Source organism: Shewanella sp. DAU305 (assembly GCF_026802235.1).
Taxonomy (GTDB): domain Bacteria; phylum Pseudomonadota; class Gammaproteobacteria; order Enterobacterales; family Shewanellaceae; genus Shewanella; species Shewanella baltica.
In genome coordinates this window covers 3,393,356-3,412,181 of sequence record NZ_CP113808.1, presented here as the reverse complement: position 1 = coordinate 3,412,181, position 18,826 = coordinate 3,393,356, and the positions used below count along the sequence as shown (strand labels likewise).

Sequence of the window (18,826 nt, the reverse complement as noted above, 5' to 3'; positions counted from 1 at the left end):
TCTTAAATTGAACACTCATAGGGCAATCATTGTTGAGACCATTGTTGAAACAGTCATATTTGAGACAGTCATGCTTGAGGCTACATCGATGAGTTCTTTGCTTGAGACTAAAATTGCCGCCCGTCAGCATGCTTTGCGTGAGCAAGGATTACTGCGACAACGTAAAGTGCTGAGTGTCGATCGCCCCCTTAATACCAACGCATCGACTTCGAGCCCGCGCTTTGTGTTCGAAGGTCGCGCCTATATCAATTTCAGCAGTAATGATTATTTAGGTTTATCCCGCGTACCTGAGCTCGCTGAGGCCTTGCACCTTGGCGCGCAAACCTACGGTGTGGGCAGCGGCGCATCACCCTTAGTGACAGGTTACAGTGACGCACATTTGGCGCTGGAGCGTGAACTTTGCGCCTTAACGGGACATGAAGCGGCATTATTATTTTGCTCAGGCTTTAGTGCTAATACGGCGCTGATGAAAACCCTGTTTGATCAGCACGATATTGTGGTTGCCGACAAACTCGTACATGCCTCCATTATTGATGGTTTGCGAGATAGTGGCGCGCAGCTGAAACGTTTTTTACACAATTCCTCAGAAAGCGCTGAGCGGTTACTCGCTCGAAATCAAACATCGGCGTTAATCACTGAAAGCGTGTTTAGCATGGACGGAGATTGCGCACCGATTGCTGAGTTATCGGCGCTTTGTCGCCAACATCATACTTGGTTGATTGTTGATGATGCCCATGGTTTTGCGGTGCTCGATGGCTATCACAATGCAGAGGCCGCCAAGCTTATCGATGTGCAAGTGGTTACCTTTGGTAAAGCCTTAGGTTGCCAAGGCGCGGCGGTGTTGGGGAGTCAGGCGCTGATCGATTTTTTGGTCAGTAACGCCCGCGAATATATTTACTCGACCGCTTTATCGCCCGCCAATGCGGCGCTAGCCTTAGCCGCGACTCAGTACAGCACAGTACATCCCGAGTTACAGCAAAAACTGCTTGAGAATATTACGCTATTCAAACGGTTATGCCGCGAGGCTAATGTACCCCTTTTAGGTTCAGATACCGCGATTCAGCCGCTGGTCATTGGTGATGCACGGCAAACATTGCAAGTGGCCGAGGAGTTAAGGGCTGCAGGGATTTGGGTTGGCGCAATTCGCCCGCCGACCGTGCCTGTGGGCTCAGCGCGTTTACGTATTACTTTAACGGCAGCTCACGCCGCGGAAGATATCGCAACGTGTGTTGCGCAATTAGCTCAAGTGCTCAGTCGCGTCGGTGTGCCGCTTGTGACTGAACGACAAGCTACGGATGATCACAGATAAATGTACGCTATAGAACGCGTTATTCTATTGAAATTTAAGTTTTTATGGTTGAGTGTTAACTGCAATGCCAAGCCCGATTAAATCCAGCAAGCCCAACGCGAGTGAACTAAGCTCTAACGCGCTCAAATCTAGTGAGCCCAACTCTTGCGGGTCAACATTTCACGAGTTGAATGTGAGCGAATCTGCTGTAATGCAAGCTTTTGAAAAAAAAACGATTGAAAAACAAGCTTTTGAAAAACCAGCTATTGGAAAACGAGCAATTGACAAAGAATCCAATGTTCACGGTGCTCAGATTGCTGAACGATTCTCCGCAGCGGCCCATAGTTATCAAGACCATAATCAGTTACAGCGTCTGAGCGCCGCCAGTTTACTCAGTGAGTTTACCGCCCAAGGTCATCTGTTAGATATTGGCGCAGGCCCTGGGACCGATTTTTCGGCGTATCACTCTGAACATCAATCAGGTTGTCACTCTGAGCATGGTTCGATGCAAAATCCACCGACAACTGTGTTTGCCGTGGATATCGCCCTTGGCATGCTACACAAACTAAAACAAACTTATCCCGATTATCACGGCGTTTGTGCCGATGCCGAGTGTTTACCCTTTGTCGATGGTTGCATTGATGTGATTTATTCGAATCTGGCTTTGCAGTGGTGTGCGAATTTTCCCGCCGCGGTAGCCGAAATGGTACGGGTACTCAAGCCGAATGGCGAGTGTCATTTGAGCTTAGTGGCGCAGGGGAGTCTGAATCAATTGGCCGAATTAGGCTTAAGAGTAAATGACTTTTCGACGCTGGAGGCGCTAAAAGCGGCATTTAAACTCGATACATGGCAGTTCTTAGAGGTGCAGCTCATTCCTATGACAGTGCATTTTGATACTCTCAAAGCATTGCTCTATTCCATCAAAGGGGTGGGTGCCTCGGTGCAATCGGCCAGTGCAACCCATTCAACTAGTTCAATCAGTTCAGCCAATTCAATCAGTTTAGATAGTTTAACTATTCAGTCAGCAGGAGAGGTTGCTGGCGCAATAGCCGCTGCAGAATTAGCCCCGCGGCTGCGTGGTCGCCAAGATTGGCAGGCATTGCAGGCCAAAGCCGAATCCTTACGTGTACCCCAAGGTTTGCCGTTAACCTACCAGATAGTGCAGATACGTGCTCGGCGCGGGATGTAAAAGTTTCACACTATGTTTTAGCTACAACAATATTCATGCGCACACACTTAGCATTGATTAGCGATAGGGACTTTGATTTGTGGACTTGTGGATTTAAAGGTCTACAGGTTTGCGTTTTAGCTTTATGGAGAGTGCACTTCACAAAAGTGCACTCAATAGCGACAGATAAGGATCTAATATGTTTTTTGTAACAGGTACAGATACCGACAGTGGTAAAACCTTGGTCTCATCGGCGCTGTTAACCGCGGTGAACCGTTTGGGCGCGAGCGCCAGTGCTGACTCGGCTGTGAGTATTTTAGCGTCTAACACGCTGTCTACCTTAGGTGTTAAGCCCATCGCTTCTGGCTGCGCACAAACCTCCGAAGGCTTACGTAATGCCGATGCGTTGCAGTTGATGACTTCATCGTCGCTGAAACTTACTTATCCTGTCATTAATCCTTTTACCTTTGAACCTGCGATTGCGCCGCATATTGCTGCCGCCCAAGTGGGCGTGAGCTTAGCACCTGAAGCCATTATCGAAAGTTTGGATTTAGCGGCATTTACTCAAGCTGATTTTTGTTTGATTGAGGGCGCGGGTGGTTGGCGTTTGCCCTTAGGCGAGGGCCGATATTTATCGGAAGTGGTACAGAGATTAGAACTGCCAGTGATACTCGTGGTAGGCATGAAGCTCGGTTGCTTAAATCACGCACTGCTCACTCAAGAGGCAATACTGGCCGATGGGCTTAAGATTGCAGGTTGGGTCGCCAATTGTGTCGACCCGAACATGAGTATGTTTGCGGAGAATCTGACGAGCCTTAAAGCTATGATGTCAGCGCCTTTCCTCGGCAGTGTGCCTTTTCTTGATGATCCCAGTGCAGAAAATGCCGCCGATTACCTTAATACTTCGCCGCTTTTTCAAAGCGTTGAGGCTAATGCATAGGCAGTGCCTAACTAATGTTTAGCCGCTGAGCGGCTTAATGCTTTCATCTAAGCGTTACCGCTAATGTCTTTAGACAAAAAAATAAGCCTCACATTACGTTGAGGCTTATTTATATCAAGGCTACTGATTAATGTTCGCAAATGAGTGATTACACATTAAAGCTAAGAGTGCTATCAGCTATTGATCTGTTGCTTCAATGCCGTTGAGGCTTTAAAGCTGGGCTGATTGTAGCCGTCGATTTCTATAGCTTCGCCCGTTTGTGGATTTCGGCCCGTTTTAGCGACATGGTATCTCAGTTCAAAGGTGCCAAATTGCGGCAGGAAAATTTTCTCGCCTTCGCTTAAGGCGACGTGGATCTGTTGCAATATCTGCTCAACCACAGGTTTAGTGCTCGCTTGCGATGCGTTGAGCTCGGCGGCAATGCGTTGGATAAGTTGTGCTTTGTTCATAGAAACCTCTGAAGTCAGCTTAGGTTCAATCGAAGGGGAGTTATAACAAGCTCGCCTTAAGATTGAAAGTCATAGCTAGCTTAGCGCGGTTGATTGGTGTTTTATTGACAGACTTGTGATGCTTTTGGTGGCTGAGCGTTGCGAAAGTGAGCAGCAGTTTGTCAGTATTGAGTGGCCTAAAGGCTGAGTTAAAAGGCTTAAGCGCAAGGCGTGTTGCGCTTAAGCCATGAGTAACACTATTCAACAACTGGCTGATGAGATACCAACTTTTTAAAGCTCGCCCTATGAAAAGAGCGTTTCTTCTAAGGTACGACCTTTCAGCAGCATCTTGTATTGCCACTTATGTTGGTTAAACAGGGTAAATAGGCGCATTTCAATATCACTGCTCTGTGCTTTTTCTTCATCCTTTGTGAGCTGAATAATAAACACCTTGCTCTGTTTTGAGCTGACGTTCACCACGCCCGCCAGTTTCGCCACTTCCGCTTGCAGCAAATCACTGTCACAGCTTTGCATGGTTAACGTCAGGTAATCGCTGTCGGTCGATGCATGCATAGACACGGCTTGGCTCAGTTGCCCCTTATCTAAATACAACACCTGATCGCACAGCTTTTCGAGCTCATCGAGATTATGGGAGCTGATCATAAAAGTCGTGGTGGGCGATAAGGCTTTGACCAGTTCGCGGACTTTTTTCGCGTTGGCAGGATCGAGCCCCGCGGTCGGCTCATCCAATAGCACTAACTCTGGCGAGCCGATTAGCGCCTGTGCAATCGATACGCGTTTACTCATACCGTGGCTGAGGCTTGGTGGTTTTTGCTCGGCGACATCCGCCAAATCGACTAAGGTCAATACGCGAATGGCCTCTTGTCTGGCTTGTTCTACGCCCATGCCCTGTAGACGCGCGAAAAAGCTTAACTGGCTAATAATGGTTAAATTGGGATCGAGCACCGCATCTTGGGGTAAGGCGGCAATTTTGCCTAAAAGTTTAGGGCTATTAGGCGCTTCACCGAGCAGGGTTATCGTCCCTGCACTTGGCGACAAATAGCCGCATAACAGGCTAAAAAGCGTGGTTTTACCCGCGCCATTTGGACCGACAAGGGCGATGGGCGCACCTGCTTCTAGGCTGAAGTTAACATCATTCAGCGCCTTTTTGCTGCCGTAAAGTTGCGACAGCCCTTGGCATTGGATCAGACTCATAGCGAGCTCCTTTGCATATAAATTCTGCCGAGCAAGAGGGCCGCAGCGGTTTGGAACAGTGGAATAGGGGCATAAGCTAAGCTGTTGAGCCCATTAGTATTGAGCATGTCTGACAGCTGGGCTCCGGGTAATACCCATTGCAGCTGAGCCAATACGCTAGATTTGCTGCCTAACACCATGATGGCGATGGAAATCACTGTCCATAAAATGGTCGCAAACACCATAGCTTGGCGTGCCGTGCGCGCATACAGGGACAATAACGTCATCACTGCCGTATAGGGCAAGATCACTATGATGAGGTTAAGGCCAACTAAGGCGCCAGAGCTTAACGCCGGCAAAAAGAGCTGGCTGTCACGGCTAAGCGCGAGGGCGACAGTGGCGATAATCGTTAATAGGATCAGCAAGCCTTGGATCAGGATTTGGCCGAGAAAACGCCCGAACAATAAGCTGTCACGGCTAGTGCGTATGGTTAAAAAACGCAGTGTGCCACGGGTTTTATCGGAGGAGAACTGATCGGCGGCGATCAAAATGCTGAACATAGGGAACAAATACAGCGCAAAGCACCAAAACACCGCCATTTCGGCCACGGGCCACTCAAAGAGCACATTGAGGGTATTGGCACCAAATAAGCTGTCGATGACATCTTTCACATTCGGCTGTAATAACATCGCCGATGCGCTTTGAATGGGATAAAGCAGGAGTACGCCCCACACTAAACCAAAGGCGACCAAGGCGATGATCCCTCGGGTATTAAATAAAAATTTGCGCAGTTCAAACATGGCGATGATAAGTATGTTGTTGAAACTGCTTGGTGGATTATTGGTCATGTGCTGTCTCTATTATTCTTGGCGCTATGATTCTGGGGCAGTTAAGTTTCTCACCCTTGGGTAGACAGTGAATTAGTCCATAAGTGCCATTTTGCCCAAATGGCACTGTATTCAATCGGTTTTCGACTTCCTATTGATGCTCTCAAACATATGATCAAAACATCTTGCTATAACATACAGACTAGGTTCCAGCATTAAAAGCGAGTTAAACAACGCTTTGATTCTCTTTAAAAGGTGATTAGCTCAACGAGGCAATTAACTCATCAAGTTTTTGCGTCAGTTCAGCCACTTGTCGCTCAAGCTCGGTCACTCTTTTGGTCAATTCAAGCGGCTCAGCATCCAAAGACACAGCGACATGGGCGACGGTATGGCTCGCACTTTCGGGCTGCGCAGTTTCGAGTTGCGATGAGGCTGCAGAGAATAATTCCACATAACGGGATTCGCGGCGGCCGGCTTCTCTGGGCAATTGTTTTAAGAAAGGTTTTTCGCGGCTCATCAATTGGCGGATGCAATCTTCCACTTCGATCACGTCTTTAAACTCGTGTAGGCGATTACTGCGGGTGCGCAGTTCTCCCGGCGTTTGTGGGCCACGTAATAGCAACAAACAGACGATGGCGAGTGCGGCGGGGGAGAGTTGAAGTTCACTGAATTCGGTATTGCAGAATCTGTGCTTGTATTTAACGACGCGGCTGCCAAATCCCGACTGTTCGCTGATCAAACGTTTTCGATTAAGGGAGTCAACGGCGATTTGCACTTGGGTTTCGCTGAGTTCGAGTACCGGCTCGCGGCTGGTTTTTTGATTGCAGGCTAAGGTCAAAGAGTTTAGCGAGAGTGGATATTGCTCAGGGGTGGTGATTTCTTTCTCAAGCAGGCATCCGATGACTCTGGCTTCGTGTAACGTGAGTTCCATATAAGCTCCAAAGAAAAAAGCATGGCTTTGTTTATAACAGAGCCATGCTTAATATCCTAGGAGTTGTCAGTCAAACTCTGCCTTAGTGGCGGCAAACTGTACAACTTTAACGCTAAGTCCTGAATAGAGTTGATTATTCTGCGGTTTCAGTCAAACGCAGACCATCATTATCTATGCTCAGTTGCCCATTCTTAAATAAGCCACCTATGGCTTTTTTGAAGGCCTTTTTACTCATACCAAGCTGATCGTAAATGATTTCAGCATCGGTTTTATCGGTCAGGGCTAAGAAGCCGCCAGCCTGTTTGAGTTTGATCAGGATAATATGGGCGTGCTTGTCTAACTCTTGTTTACTGCCTTGTTGCAGCACAAGATCGATTTTGCCATCGCGGCGCACTTGTTTGATAAAACCTTTGAGTCTTTGGCCGAAACGCAGTTTTTGGAACACTTCGTTTTCGTAAATCACGCCCCAATGGGCATGATTAATAATGGCTTTGTAGCCTAAATCTGTGGTGCCGCCGATATATAAATCGACCTGCTCACCCACTGTGTACTCTTGCTCTGTCTTATCGAGGAACTTATCGATTTTTGATGAGGCCATGATGCGTTCATCGGCACGATTAGCGTGCACATAAACCAGATAAGAGCGACCTTCTTCGATAGGCTTGTGTTGCTCGCCAAATGGCAGTAATAAGTCTTTATCTAAGCCCCAGTCTAAAAAGGCGCCATAAGGACCGGTTGCAACGGCTTTTAAATAGGCAAATTCGCCTACTTGTGCCAATGGACGGCGCGTGGTGGCTATCACGATATCTTCAGAATCTAGATACAGAAACACGTCAAGCAGATCACCGACTTGGCAGTCTTTGGGGGTGACTTTGTTTGGCAGCAGTACTTGCCCTAATTCGTGGGCGTTTAAATACACGCCAAAGCTGACTTGTTTTACAACCTCAAGTTTGCAGGTTTTACCTATCTGTACCATGGATCTCTCTGTGCATAATTAAATGTGATTCGGCTGCGATTATACACTTCGGGGCTGAAACTGCAGCATTATTGTCTTTGGGTTTTATCTTAGTGGCGACTCAGCCATTAATCATCGCTTCTTTTACGTCGGATTATGGCTAGAAATGTGGGCAGTACTGAACCCATGTTGGTAAGTAGGATTGTATCTAGTATTGTATCTAGGATTGGGTCTAAGTTTGAGGCGGCATTTGCGGCTCGGTTTACGGCTTATTGATGCTGAATTTTGCACAGTGATATTGAGCGCTCGGCTTTAGTCAATGGCAGCACATGGACGGGGCTAAAGTTACACACAAAATTCAGGGGTATTTGCCGGGGTAAATGTCAAAAAAGTTACAAAGGCTATTAAAATATATTGAACAGACGAGTACGGCGTTCATGCGCTAACTGGCTAATATTATTCAGCTTAACTCTAATGCAAGGTGAGCGATTGTTAAGCGAGTGTTTATTATATTTTAATGCAAAATATTAAATGAGATTCTTGCTTGCATTCTGTGACATTGCGCGGTTTAATTGCGCCGTTCAACGACTTCGCTCGTTAGAGACATTACAAATATTACGTGAGTAGTAAAGGTTTATGGTTCACTGGTCATTAACCGTGTAACAAACAATCTATAGCTGTTACATGGGGTTAAGAGGGTTTTTATTAGCTAATGCACAAGCATCCATTTTTTGCACTTTGCTTAAAAGTGTCACAATGCCAACGCTCGATTGTCGTGCCATACGATGATACTGGCCTTAAGCATCTCACGTTGATCCGCATCAATTCTGGCCGCGAAGAAGCCAATAGTCCCCTGTTAAAATAATCTTGCCTAGAGATAAGCTGGTTTGGCGTTTTCGCTAGTTCGGTGTTATCGGTTTTCGTTTTCTACTTGTGTTATCGGTTTCTGAAGGTCTTAACTTCTTTCGAACATCTTTAAGCTGCTTATTAGCTTGATGTTTTAAGGATGCGACTCAGGACTTCATTCGGCTTTTTGGCGGTATTAACGCCCTTTTAGCCTCAAGATAGATACAAGTGGGGCAAGTAAAGATAGCTTTACTGGGGTAAGGGAATCAGCTTTCCCGTCAATATGATAGGATGTAGCGCGCTAAGATGAGTTGTCTCTTGCGCTATTAATGAAAATCGCGGCAATGTCACTTACACTAGCGTGACGTTGCGGCATTAAGTAGAAGGTGAAACCCACCTTCGTGTATGTCAGGTAAGGTGTCCCTTTGCCTGGGTTTGTCGAACGGGCGGTTGTGCTATTAAGTCATAACCGTTTAACCCATTTTTTAATAGACGGGCTAAATAATAATGAATGATTGGTCTATTGATGATGCTCGTGCTGGGTACAATGTTACTCACTGGAGCCAAGGTTTTTATGGGATCAGCGATCACGGTGAGGTGACAGTGTCACCGGACCCAAAAAATCCTGATTACAAGATTGGCTTAAATGAGCTAGCCAAAGACATGGTTAAAGCGGGCGTCGCTTTACCTGTACTAGTTCGTTTTCCGCAGATCCTGCACCACAGAGTGAACAGTTTGTGCCAAGCATTCGACCAAGCGATACAGAAGTACGAGTATCAGGCGGACTATTTGCTGGTTTACCCCATTAAAGTAAACCAACAGCAAACTGTGGTGGAAGAGATCCTGGCGAGTCAGGCATCAAAAGAAGTACCACAACTGGGTTTAGAAGCAGGCAGTAAGCCTGAGCTGATGGCTGTGTTAGCCATGGCGCAAAAAGCCAGTTCAGTCATTGTATGTAATGGTTATAAAGATAATGAATATATCCGTTTAGCATTGATTGGTGAAAAGTTAGGCCACAAGGTTTACATCGTTTTAGAAAAACTGTCTGAACTGAAAATGGTGTTAGCGGAATCTAAACGTCTTGGTGTAACACCGCGTTTAGGTCTGCGTGCGCGTTTAGCGTTCCAAGGCAAAGGCAAATGGCAGGCGAGCGGCGGTGAGAAGTCTAAGTTCGGTCTATCAGCTGCGCAAATTTTGCTGGTTGTAGAGCAACTTAAGCAAAACAATATGCTGGATTCGCTGCAATTGCTGCATTTCCACTTAGGTTCGCAAATCGCTAACATCCGTGATATTCGCCAAGGTGTGAGTGAAGCGGGTCGTTTCTATTGTGAATTACGTGCATTAGGCGCAAGCGTTAACTGCTTCGACGTCGGTGGTGGTTTAGCGGTGGATTACGATGGCACACGTAGCCAAAGTAATAACTCGATGAACTACGGCCTGACCGAATACGCCAACAATATCGTTAACGTATTGACCGACATCTGTAATGAATACGAGCAGCCTATGCCACGTATTATTTCAGAGTCTGGCCGTTACTTAACCGCGCACCATGCTGTGCTGATTACCGATGTTATCGGTACTGAAGCTTATCAGCCGGAAGATATTCAACCGCCAGCGGAAGAGTCACCACAGTTATTGCATAACATGTGGCATTCATGGTCAGAGATCAGCGGCCGCGCCGATCAACGTGCCTTGATTGAGATTTATCACGATAGCCAAAGTGACTTACAAGAAGCGCATTCGCTATTCGCTTTAGGTCAATTGAGCTTGGCAGAACGTGCTTGGGCTGAACAAGCTAACCTGCGTGTGTGCCATGAAGTGCAAGGACTATTGAGTGCGAAGAACCGTTATCACAGACCTATCATTGATGAACTCAATGAAAAGTTAGCCGATAAGTTCTTTGTTAACTTCTCATTATTCCAGTCATTACCGGATGCTTGGGGTATTGACCAAGTGTTCCCAGTATTGCCGTTATCGGGTTTAGATAAAGCCCCTGAACGCCGTGCTGTGATGCTCGATATTACCTGTGACTCTGACGGTATTGTTGATCAATACGTTGATGGTCAAGGGATTGAAACCACATTGCCAGTACCAGCCTGGAGTGCGGATAGCCCGTACCTGATTGGTTTCTTCCTTGTGGGCGCATACCAAGAAATCTTGGGTGATATGCATAACCTGTTTGGTGATACTAACTCTGCAGTTGTTCGCATCGAAGATAACGGTGTGACTAATATTGAATCGGTATTGGCGGGTGATACAGTCGCTGATGTATTGCGTTACGTTAACTTAGATGCAGTGGCCTTTATGCGCACTTACGAAGAGTTAGTGAATCTGCATATTGCCGAAGATGAACGCGCACAAATTTTAGAAGAACTGCAAGTTGGCCTGAAAGGCTACACTTACTTGGAAGATTTTTCTTAAGATATTTTTCTTAAGATCTAGTGTGTTAAAATAAATCAGCCTAAGGTAACTTAGGCTGATTTTTGCTTTCTGGACGATATTTATTTATCGTTCGTGGGAGCCAAATTGGTATAAAGGATGTCGACAGCAAGGGCGCATAGCGTTTAATGGGGTTAAGGATTTGATGTTTTTTGAAGGCTCAGAAAAGAAACTTGAGATCATCGTGGTGGCGTCTGCGCCGAATTTACGCGAACTCGATGTGAGCTTTTGGTCAGCCTTAGTCAATTGTGCCCATGCCGAGATTTTGTCGCAGTTAAGTAATGCTGACTGCGATGCCTACCTGTTGAGCGAATCCAGCTTATTCGTGTGGCACGACAGATTTGTCATACTCACCTGCGGCAATAGCACTTTAGTGGATGCCGCTTGTTATTTTATCGATGCGCTTGGCGTATCTGCGATGGCGCTGGTGAGTTATCAGCGTAAAAACGAATACCAAGCCCACCTACAAGCCAGCAGTTTTGCCGATGATGTTGGCAAGTTGCGTCAGCGTATCGCGGGTAAGGCAATGAGAGTGGGGCATTTAGACAGTCACCATCATTATTTTTTCTGCTCTGACAGTGATTATCGAGTACCAAAGGATGATCAAACCAGTGAGCTGTTGATGTACCACATTCGTGGCAAGTTAGCCGATTATCTAAATGGTGGCTCGCAACGCAAAGATGAAATTTGCGCCGCACTCGAACTTAACGATTTACTCCCCGAATTTGAGATTGACGCCCATTTATTTGACCCCTCAGGTTTTTCGATGAATGGCCTCTGGGGCAAATATTATGTCACCTTGCATATCACGCCTCAAAGCGAGAATGCCTGCGCCAGTTCCTATGTGAGCTTTGAAACGAATCTTGATTTAGCCCAGTATCCGCAAGATCTCTTGGGACGGCTATTAGCGCTGTTTTCTCCCGTCAGCTGGGACACCATCCGCTTTAATACCGACGACTTAACGCAGGGATTTCCTGCCCATTTATGCTTAGGGCGTGGCTCATTAACGACCGAGCAAGGTTATGACATTAGTTTTAGTCACTATCAGCAGCTTGAGGCTGAAGTGCTGATCCCTGAATTCATGTAAATTTTTGGCATTTGCTTAAGGAAAACCCATGACAGATCTGAGTGATATCCGCCGCGAGTATGCTAAAGGCGGCTTAAGACGTGCCGACTTACCGCAAAACCCGATGGACTTGTTTGAATTGTGGATGACGCAGGCGAGGGATGCTGAGCTTAGCGATCCAACCGCCATGTGTGTGGCGACTGTGGACGAACACGGCCAACCTTTTCAACGGATAGTGTTACTTAAGCGTTTTGATGACACTGGCTTCGTGTTTTTTACCAACTTAGGCAGCCGCAAAGCCCAGCAGATAGCCGCCAATAATAAAGTCAGTTTGCATTTCCCTTGGCATCCTTTAGAGCGCCAAGTCTCGGTTCTCGGAGAAGCGCAGGCGCTGTCTACCGCCGAAGTGCTTAAGTACTTTATGACCCGTCCTAAGGACAGTCAAATTGCCGCTTGGGTGTCGCAGCAGTCGAGTAAACTCAGCGCGAGACAAGTACTTGAAGGTAAATTCTTCGAAATGAAGGCTAAGTTCGCCAAGGGCGATGTGCCTTTGCCCAGTTTTTGGGGTGGTTACTTAGTCAGACCTTCGAGTATCGAATTTTGGCAGGGTGGAGAACACAGGCTGCATGATCGCTTTATTTATACTCGCCATGATGCTGAGTGGGAAATCGATCGTTTAGCGCCATAGTAGGGCGAATAGTACGGCATAGCACTGTGTATAATTGAGCCAGTGAACCTAACACCAACAGAGTTAAAAGACATTGAGTGATTATAAAATTTGGGTTGACGCGGACGCATGCCCCAATCCCATTAAAGAAATCCTGTTCCGCGCGGCGGAGCGTAAAGCTTTGCCGCTGGTGCTGGTGGCCAATCAAATGATCCGTATACCTCCATCGCCTTATATTAGCCAAATTCGTGTCGGTGCGGGTTTTGATGTGGCTGATCAATACATTGTCGACCATGTCGAGCCGACACATTTAGTGATCACCGCGGACATTCCCTTAGCGGCTTTAATCATCGAAAAGGGCGCCTTGGCACTCAATCCCCGCGGCGAGCTTTATACCGTCGATAACATAAAACAAAAGCTGACGATGCGCGATTTTATGGAAGATTTGCGGGGTTCTGGCGTGCATACCGGCGGGCCGGATTCGTTTTCCCAAGCGGATAAACAGGCTTTTGCCAATAGCTTAGATAAATGGCTAGTTAGAGTATGAAGCATAGTTTACTGGTCGCTAATGGATAAAAAGAGTATCTTTAGCTTAAGTTAGGTGATGTGGGTCACGTTTAACTGGGCAGGATTTTCGCCTGCTGCAGATGTCGATTTGCTTTACTGCATGGCTTTTAAACTCACTCTTTGAGGACAGATACGATGAAAAAATGGATGGGAATTGTCGCCTTATCGGCTATGGCCAGTTTTAGCTGCGCCGCGCAATGGCAAGTGATGGATCAAGATTCGCGAGTCAGTTTTATTTCGGTAAAGAAAGGTGACATTGGTGAAGTCCATCACTTTAAACAACTCAAAGGTACGTTAAAAGATGATGGTCAATTCGAATTAACCATTCCGTTAATTGGCGTCGCCACTGGTATTGATGTCCGCGATGAGCGGATGCAGAATTTATTGTTTGAAGTGTCTTTATATCCTGAGCTCAAACTGTCGTCTCATGTTGACACTAAGATGCTAAAAGGTCTTGGCGTTGGCGAGACTAAAGTTGTTGATATCGATGGTAAAATTGCATTGCATGGTAAATCGCAAACTAAGACTTTTTCGGTTATTATCACTAAAGTTTCTGATAACAAGCTGTTAGTGAACAGTTTTCAGCCGATAATTGTGAATGCTAATGAGTTTGATCTTGTCGCTGGGATTGATAAATTACGTGAAATTGCGGGTTTATCGAGCATTAGCCAAGCTGTTCCTGTGTCATTTGTACTAACCTTAACTCAGTAACTTCAATAAGATTGGTGTAGATCAATACGTCGGTTATCGAAGATAGGCTAGAGTTGAATAAGTGGCGTATGCTGGATCTCGATGAGAAGCCGAACTTTCGGCTTTTTTGATATTTCCGATTGTGGTATTAATAGCACCACAGTAGATATTAAGTTAATGAGTTTAAAGGGTAAAAAATGGTCACAGATAAAGATGGTTACATGCATTTGGTCCAGTATTTAACTGAACATCTTGGCTTATTTGAAACACCAAATTCTGAGGTGATTTCAGACGATACTGTGATGGAATTATTTGAAGAGCAATTGTCGGCGCAGATCATTATGGTGTGTGGTCAAAATCCGTCATTGTCTTTCACGCAGCGCAACATGATTATCCGCGAAGTGGATGCGATAGTATATGATTTAGAAGAGATTTTAGCTTCGGTTGCCAATCATAAAGCCACGCCCGCGCAGACGTTATTTATTACTGAATTTTCCGGTTTAATTAAGAATTTGTTCGATCAAGAAATCGCTAAACAGCAAGTCAGCGCCTAGTCAGAAGGGCGCTCTAGCTTTGAGTGGCAAGCGTGCTGGCATTAAAATTAAGGTGTAATTTCAGCTCGTTGTAACAGTTAGTGTTAACAGCCTATTTTAACCGTGATGTTTTTGCCGCTTGATTGCCACGCTTGAGTGCCATGTGTTTCCTCACCTTGAATCTAGTCTTAAGTCGCTGCGCGAGTTAGCGTTAAGCTTAAAACAATTGGTGTGAGGCTATATCTGCTATCCGTTTCCCTTCGAGTTATTCTACTTTTCATCACTTTTCATCACTTTTCAGTCTTGTATTGCCACTTCGCTTTGTGACTTTTTCTGCTGGCTGACACTTAGCTCGAGTGATTTTAAAACTTGAGTGGTGAGGACTAAATCGGCTTAGCGTAAAATAAACCACTCTCTTTTCCAGCATTTATGTCATTGTCTGTGTATCTTTAGTGTGTGAGCTTTAACTATTTTCCCCTTCGTGTATTGATAAGGAGTGTTCAATGCTAACGATCTCTTCGGGCCATGCCCATGATATATTGGCAGTCGTCGCTTCTGGTCGTGTTAACCATGAGGATGTTGAAGGCTATCTAGTTCCCGCCATTGAAGCTAAGCTGCAAGATCACGCCAGTATTCGCCTCTGGTACGAGTTTGCCCCTGAATTTGAAGGCATATCCGTCGCTGCCCTGTGGGACGATGCAGTACTTGGTTTATTTCATTTAAGTGATTTCTCAAGAGTGGTGATGATTGCTAACCAAGCTCAAACAAGCGCTATGGTCAATGCGCTTGCCTGCATGCTGCCGTGCCCTGTAAAGGTATTTGCTGCCGATGAGCAAACCCAAGCTAAGGCATGGCTTGATCAGTAAGCCGTCTGCTTTATTGTGACGCGAAGCTTGTACTAAGCGGCCAATGACACTGTATGTGTGTGCCTTGGTTTAACTGGCTGCTGATGGTCAGGCTGCCATTGAGATCGTTTTTGAGCCACAGATTGATGCAGGTTAAGGTTCCGAGGCAGAGTTCTTGCTCCAGTTCCTGCCGCAATTGTGTGAGCTGCGCCTCCGTCATACCAATGCCATTATCGATAATACTGATCTGCAGCACGTCGTTCGATTTGTCGATGGCGATGGTGATTTCACGCTGTTCGTTGTGAGTCTTAAAAGCATGATTCAAAGTGTTAGTGATTAAGCGATAGAAGAGTTGCAGATATTGCCAAGCAGGGCCATCGATGATGATGTTTTCCTCGCAATTGAGCACTATCTCTACGTTTGCTTTCGTTAATTGCACTTTTAGCAAACCTAAGAGATGGCGCATAAATTGCGCCAGATGTAATGGGCGAATATCGTTTTGATGATTGGTCAGCAGCTGGGCAATATGCCGTAATTTCTCTGCCTGAGTTACCATGATTTCGGTGATCTGAGTTCTGTAATTTGCCTCGTCCGTTTGCTGCAGTTGGCAAACTTTGGCGAGTAGCTGATCTTGCTCATGCATGATCTGCGTCATCATTTCAGCTAAGAAGTTTTGCATTAGCTGTTGGCTTTGTTCACGGCTGAGATTGAGTTGATGATGCTTCTCAAGCATTTTAGTTAATGCTTCTTGCTCTTGGTAAAGCTCATTATTATGTTGATTGATAAGGCGAACTTGCTCTTGTAGATGATTGAGCGTCTCGACTTGCCCTAAGAGTAATTTATCCTGTTCTTGCTCTTTAATCTTTTTCAACGTGATATCAAAGGCGATAGCGCCGACCGCAATCACAGTATCGTCATCATCTTTTATCTTAAATTTGGTCACGATATAAATAAGATTCCCCAGTGGCGAGGGGATGGCCTCTTCAAAATTAATGGCTTCGTTATTGTGCAGTACGCGCCGATCATTTTGTTGATACTCGTGGGCAAATTGGCTGGGAAATACCTCAAAATCCGAGGCGCCAATAATGCGTCTGCGTTCTATGCCTAAAATTTCACAATACTTGTCATTCACCAGAATATATTTACCGTGCAGATCTTTGACATAGATAAGGTTTTGGGAAAATTTCAGCAAAGCCCTTAGTTGTTCCTTATGTCGCTTTAATTCAAGTTGGAATAGGTTCTGACTCTGCAATTGTTGCTCTAGGGCAAGATTACTGGCATCTAAACTTGCCATCGCCACTTCAAGTTGTTGAGTGCGCGACAGGAATGTCTTGGCTAATAAGCCAATTTCGTCGTGACTGTCTTTGGCTTTAAGTTCGATAGAGGCGGAATCATTACGCTTTAGGGCTTGGACGATTTCAATAATCGGGGTAATAAACAGCCGATGTTGGAGTAAGAATAGGAGGATCAAGCCTAAAAGCTGGATGCACACTAAATAAATACCAACCTTTTCAACTAAGTGTTTGGCGGTATCTTGCAGCGGCGAAATCGGGGTGACAACTAACACTTTCCAATAGGTATTGGGCATCAAAAATACCGAAACCAGGGACGCCGTTTTTAAAATGGGATCATGGGCTAAGGTCAATGAGGTCAGTAATTTTGGGGTGGTGAAATGGTTTAAGGCATTGTTATTTACAATGGCGGCTAACATGTCGCGCTCATCTGGATGACTTAGCCGGGTCAAATGTTGCATCTGTTCTTGGGTAAAGACGCGCTCGGCCACGGCTTCTTCGATAAAGGCTTTATCCGTATTGTGTAATGCCGCTTCGATGCGGCTGAAGTCTGGCTGCTGGTCAACGAGATGATTAAAAGTGACAAAGGTGTGGCTGGTATTGGCTTGATACTGAAGATTATTATTGCCATGGGGATAGGCGAGTACTTGATTTTGATGATCTAAGGCAATGACATAACCCCTGACATCGACCATAGCATTGCGTAGTAGGGCATTGAGCTTTTCTAAACTGATATCCACAGTGGCGGCACCAATAAACTGATGGTCCATCCACATAGCACCAGAGGCCGTGATCATGGACTCATGGGTGGTGGGATCGAAATAAGATTTTGACCAGAAAATTTTGCCCGCAGGGAAATAGCGCGTCGGGCGATACCATTCTTCGGTGTGATAACTAGGAAACGTGTCCTTGTTATAGCTATCAATCGCGACTAACTCGTCGTTTACATTGTGGGCCCAGAATAGGCTATCGCGAAATTTTTGCTGATTAAACGCGCCGGGCTCCGGCCAGACGCCACCGCCAGAGATGATGCGTTGCTGGTTATCGAGCGTCAGCAAGCTGGGGATGGTTTTCACCAGTTGCTCATGATCATAGCGATAAAGTTTTGCAATACTGGAAATGGAGCCGACAACGGTTTCGACCTGTGAAGTCATTTCCTGCAGTTTGGCGATGATTAACTGGCCATAGTTCTGGTTTAACACGGCTTGTTGATCAAGCACTTGTTGACGCTGAATGCTCAGAATGACCCAAGCTGTGCTGCAAATCAAAATAGCGGCAATGACGAGTTGGATAAGGCTAAATTTGAAGGGCAAACTGTTTTGCCATTGGGTTAAGGCAGTGTGTGGCTCAGATGTCGAACTTTTTCCCATAATCACCAGTTTCCAAATCACCACTTTTCATTGAGCCAGTGTAGCGCGTTCTCGCTGTTTTGCTATTGGCATATGTCTAAGTTGCGGGGATTGAATGGGATTAGCGGCGGGGATAGGTCGTAAACTGTGAATAAAATCGCTAATAAAAAGGCAGGGTTGATCCCTGCCTTATCTCAAAGTCGTTATTTATAAAGAGAAGGTTTATTTGAACCACTCAGGATAGGCACAATAAAGAGTAACCAAGCCACTAAGAAGCCACTGAAAGCGACTACCATCCATTCGGCCATGGTTACACCCATAAAGACCCAAGGCACATCAGTACACATGCCAGTAGGCATCATAATGGAGGGGAACCATTCGTGTAATGGCATCCAAGCTGGGAATTCAGGTAAGAATGAACATGTTGAGAACGGCGATGGGTTGGTTTGCATGTCTACCAGCGATAGCGCCAGCTTTAATCCCCAAGTCGCACTGACTGCCCAAACAATAGCCGCGAGAATCCTTACGATGCGATACTTTGGCGCCGTCATGCCGATAAGGCCGGCTGCCAATAAACCAAAGACAGCAAGTCTTTGATAAATACACATAACACAGGGGTCGAGTTTCATTATATGTTGAAAATACAGTGCGCTTAACTCTAAGCCTAAGGCTGTGCCTGCGAGAATAAACCAAGATGAACGGGAATGGGCAAAGCGAGTAATAACAGTCAAAGTGAGCTCCATATCAACAAAAAACGCCCTCAGACATGGGGCGTTTTTTGGACTCTACTTATTTAATAAA

18 protein-coding genes are annotated in these 18,826 nt (G+C 45.9%); 11 read left to right on the top strand and 7 right to left on the bottom strand.

The features are described from left to right. Positions 1–88: 88 nt before the first annotated feature. The 3 genes from OX890_RS14380 to bioD all read left to right on the top strand — a co-directional run bounded on the left by OX890_RS14380 (position 89) and on the right by bioD (position 3,396). Entirely contained in the window at positions 89–1,309 is a 1,221-nt protein-coding gene (locus tag OX890_RS14380) for an aminotransferase class I/II-fold pyridoxal phosphate-dependent enzyme (RefSeq protein ID WP_268649437.1), read from the top strand. Positions 1,310–1,373: 64 nt separating this feature from the next. Next, positions 1,374–2,477: a methyltransferase domain-containing protein gene (locus OX890_RS14375; RefSeq protein WP_268649436.1), complete on the top strand. Its 1,104-nt coding sequence runs from the start codon at positions 1,374–1,376 to the stop codon at positions 2,475–2,477. Between the two features lie 178 nt (positions 2,478–2,655). Next, positions 2,656–3,396 (top strand): dethiobiotin synthase, encoded by a 741-nt coding sequence (gene bioD / locus OX890_RS14370; protein WP_268649435.1) that lies wholly within the window; start codon positions 2,656–2,658, stop codon positions 3,394–3,396. A gap of 173 nt (positions 3,397–3,569) precedes the next feature. On the opposite strand, the gene OX890_RS14365 is transcribed toward bioD, so the two are convergent. The 5 genes from OX890_RS14365 to OX890_RS14345 all read right to left on the bottom strand — a co-directional run bounded on the left by OX890_RS14365 (position 3,570) and on the right by OX890_RS14345 (position 7,752). Beyond that, a complete protein-coding gene (locus OX890_RS14365; RefSeq protein ID WP_012587876.1) occupies positions 3,570–3,845 on the bottom strand; it encodes an HU family DNA-binding protein in 276 nt (91 codons plus the stop codon). A 282-nt stretch (positions 3,846–4,127) separates the two neighbouring features. Next, complete coding sequence (locus tag OX890_RS14360; protein ID WP_126492178.1) at positions 4,128–5,039, bottom strand: ABC transporter ATP-binding protein; 912 nt, start codon at positions 5,037–5,039, stop codon at positions 4,128–4,130. Further along, on the bottom strand, positions 5,036–5,866 hold the full coding sequence (locus tag OX890_RS14355; protein ID WP_126492176.1) for an ABC transporter permease subunit: 831 nt from the start codon (positions 5,864–5,866) through the stop codon (positions 5,036–5,038). Before OX890_RS14355 ends, OX890_RS14360 begins: the two co-directional genes overlap by 4 nt. Before the next feature lie 238 nt (positions 5,867–6,104). Next, positions 6,105–6,776 carry a YceH family protein gene (locus tag OX890_RS14350; protein WP_126492175.1) on the bottom strand — a complete coding sequence of 224 codons (672 nt, stop codon included), beginning with the start codon at positions 6,774–6,776 and terminating at the stop codon, positions 6,105–6,107. 133 nt (positions 6,777–6,909) lie between these two features. Next, positions 6,910–7,752 carry a CvfB family protein gene (locus OX890_RS14345; RefSeq protein WP_126492173.1) on the bottom strand — a complete coding sequence of 281 codons (843 nt, stop codon included), beginning with the start codon at positions 7,750–7,752 and terminating at the stop codon, positions 6,910–6,912. A gap of 691 nt (positions 7,753–8,443) precedes the next feature. On the opposite strand from OX890_RS14345, the gene OX890_RS14340 reads away from it, so the two are divergent. The 8 genes from OX890_RS14340 to OX890_RS14305 all read left to right on the top strand — a co-directional run bounded on the left by OX890_RS14340 (position 8,444) and on the right by OX890_RS14305 (position 15,405). Beyond that, entirely contained in the window at positions 8,444–8,596 is a 153-nt protein-coding gene (locus OX890_RS14340) for a hypothetical protein (protein WP_011846564.1), read from the top strand. Between the two features lie 488 nt (positions 8,597–9,084). Then, the gene (speA, locus tag OX890_RS14335) at positions 9,085–10,998 is read left to right on the top strand and encodes a biosynthetic arginine decarboxylase (protein ID WP_126492171.1); all 1,914 of its coding nucleotides are present in this window, start codon (positions 9,085–9,087) and stop codon (positions 10,996–10,998) included. 163 nt (positions 10,999–11,161) lie between these two features. Then, complete coding sequence (locus tag OX890_RS14330) at positions 11,162–12,103, top strand: adenosylmethionine decarboxylase (RefSeq protein ID WP_126492169.1); 942 nt, start codon at positions 11,162–11,164, stop codon at positions 12,101–12,103. Positions 12,104–12,131: 28 nt separating this feature from the next. Beyond that, complete coding sequence (gene pdxH / locus OX890_RS14325) at positions 12,132–12,770, top strand: pyridoxamine 5'-phosphate oxidase (protein ID WP_006081276.1); 639 nt, start codon at positions 12,132–12,134, stop codon at positions 12,768–12,770. A 73-nt stretch (positions 12,771–12,843) separates the two neighbouring features. Next, on the top strand, positions 12,844–13,296 hold the full coding sequence (locus OX890_RS14320; protein ID WP_012587870.1) for a YaiI/YqxD family protein: 453 nt from the start codon (positions 12,844–12,846) through the stop codon (positions 13,294–13,296). 155 nt (positions 13,297–13,451) lie between these two features. Continuing rightward, positions 13,452–14,027, top strand: coding sequence for a YceI family protein (locus tag OX890_RS14315; protein WP_126492167.1), 576 nt, complete (start codon positions 13,452–13,454; stop codon positions 14,025–14,027). Positions 14,028–14,203: 176 nt separating this feature from the next. After that, positions 14,204–14,560 carry a DUF3802 family protein gene (locus OX890_RS14310; RefSeq protein WP_006081279.1) on the top strand — a complete coding sequence of 119 codons (357 nt, stop codon included), beginning with the start codon at positions 14,204–14,206 and terminating at the stop codon, positions 14,558–14,560. 482 nt (positions 14,561–15,042) lie between these two features. After that, entirely contained in the window at positions 15,043–15,405 is a 363-nt protein-coding gene (locus OX890_RS14305) for an STAS/SEC14 domain-containing protein (protein ID WP_063883572.1), read from the top strand. Positions 15,406–15,415: 10 nt separating this feature from the next. On the opposite strand, the gene OX890_RS14300 is transcribed toward OX890_RS14305, so the two are convergent. Then, positions 15,416–18,046: a PAS domain-containing protein gene (locus OX890_RS14300; protein ID WP_126492165.1), complete on the bottom strand. Its 2,631-nt coding sequence runs from the start codon at positions 18,044–18,046 to the stop codon at positions 15,416–15,418. Between the two features lie 182 nt (positions 18,047–18,228). Continuing rightward, positions 18,229–18,756, bottom strand: coding sequence for a disulfide bond formation protein DsbB (gene dsbB / locus OX890_RS14295; RefSeq protein ID WP_012587866.1), 528 nt, complete (start codon positions 18,754–18,756; stop codon positions 18,229–18,231). Between the last annotated feature and the right edge of the window lie 70 nt (positions 18,757–18,826).

Bases quoted from the DNA above. Each gene is read 5' to 3' on its own strand.
- pdxH (WP_006081276.1), top strand. From the start codon at position 12,132: ATGACAGATCTGAGTGATATCCGCCGCGAGTATGCTAAAGGCGGCTTA.
- OX890_RS14375 (WP_268649436.1), top strand. From the start codon at position 1,374: ATGCCAAGCCCGATTAAATCCAGCAAGCCCAACGCGAGTGAACTAAGC.
- OX890_RS14310 (WP_006081279.1), top strand. From the start codon at position 14,204: ATGGTCACAGATAAAGATGGTTACATGCATTTGGTCCAGTATTTAACT.
- OX890_RS14360 (WP_126492178.1), bottom strand. From the start codon at position 5,039: ATGAGTCTGATCCAATGCCAAGGGCTGTCGCAACTTTACGGCAGCAAA.
- speA (WP_126492171.1), top strand. From the start codon at position 9,085: ATGAATGATTGGTCTATTGATGATGCTCGTGCTGGGTACAATGTTACT.
- OX890_RS14345 (WP_126492173.1), bottom strand. From the start codon at position 7,752: ATGGTACAGATAGGTAAAACCTGCAAACTTGAGGTTGTAAAACAAGTC.
- OX890_RS14330 (WP_126492169.1), top strand. From the start codon at position 11,162: ATGTTTTTTGAAGGCTCAGAAAAGAAACTTGAGATCATCGTGGTGGCG.
- OX890_RS14300 (WP_126492165.1), bottom strand. From the start codon at position 18,046: ATGGGAAAAAGTTCGACATCTGAGCCACACACTGCCTTAACCCAATGG.
- bioD (WP_268649435.1), top strand. From the start codon at position 2,656: ATGTTTTTTGTAACAGGTACAGATACCGACAGTGGTAAAACCTTGGTC.
- OX890_RS14365 (WP_012587876.1), bottom strand. From the start codon at position 3,845: ATGAACAAAGCACAACTTATCCAACGCATTGCCGCCGAGCTCAACGCA.
- OX890_RS14315 (WP_126492167.1), top strand. From the start codon at position 13,452: ATGAAAAAATGGATGGGAATTGTCGCCTTATCGGCTATGGCCAGTTTT.
- OX890_RS14350 (WP_126492175.1), bottom strand. From the start codon at position 6,776: ATGGAACTCACGTTACACGAAGCCAGAGTCATCGGATGCCTGCTTGAG.
- OX890_RS14305 (WP_063883572.1), top strand. From the start codon at position 15,043: ATGCTAACGATCTCTTCGGGCCATGCCCATGATATATTGGCAGTCGTC.
- OX890_RS14340 (WP_011846564.1), top strand. From the start codon at position 8,444: ATGCACAAGCATCCATTTTTTGCACTTTGCTTAAAAGTGTCACAATGC.
- OX890_RS14380 (WP_268649437.1), top strand. From the start codon at position 89: ATGAGTTCTTTGCTTGAGACTAAAATTGCCGCCCGTCAGCATGCTTTG.
- OX890_RS14355 (WP_126492176.1), bottom strand. From the start codon at position 5,866: ATGACCAATAATCCACCAAGCAGTTTCAACAACATACTTATCATCGCC.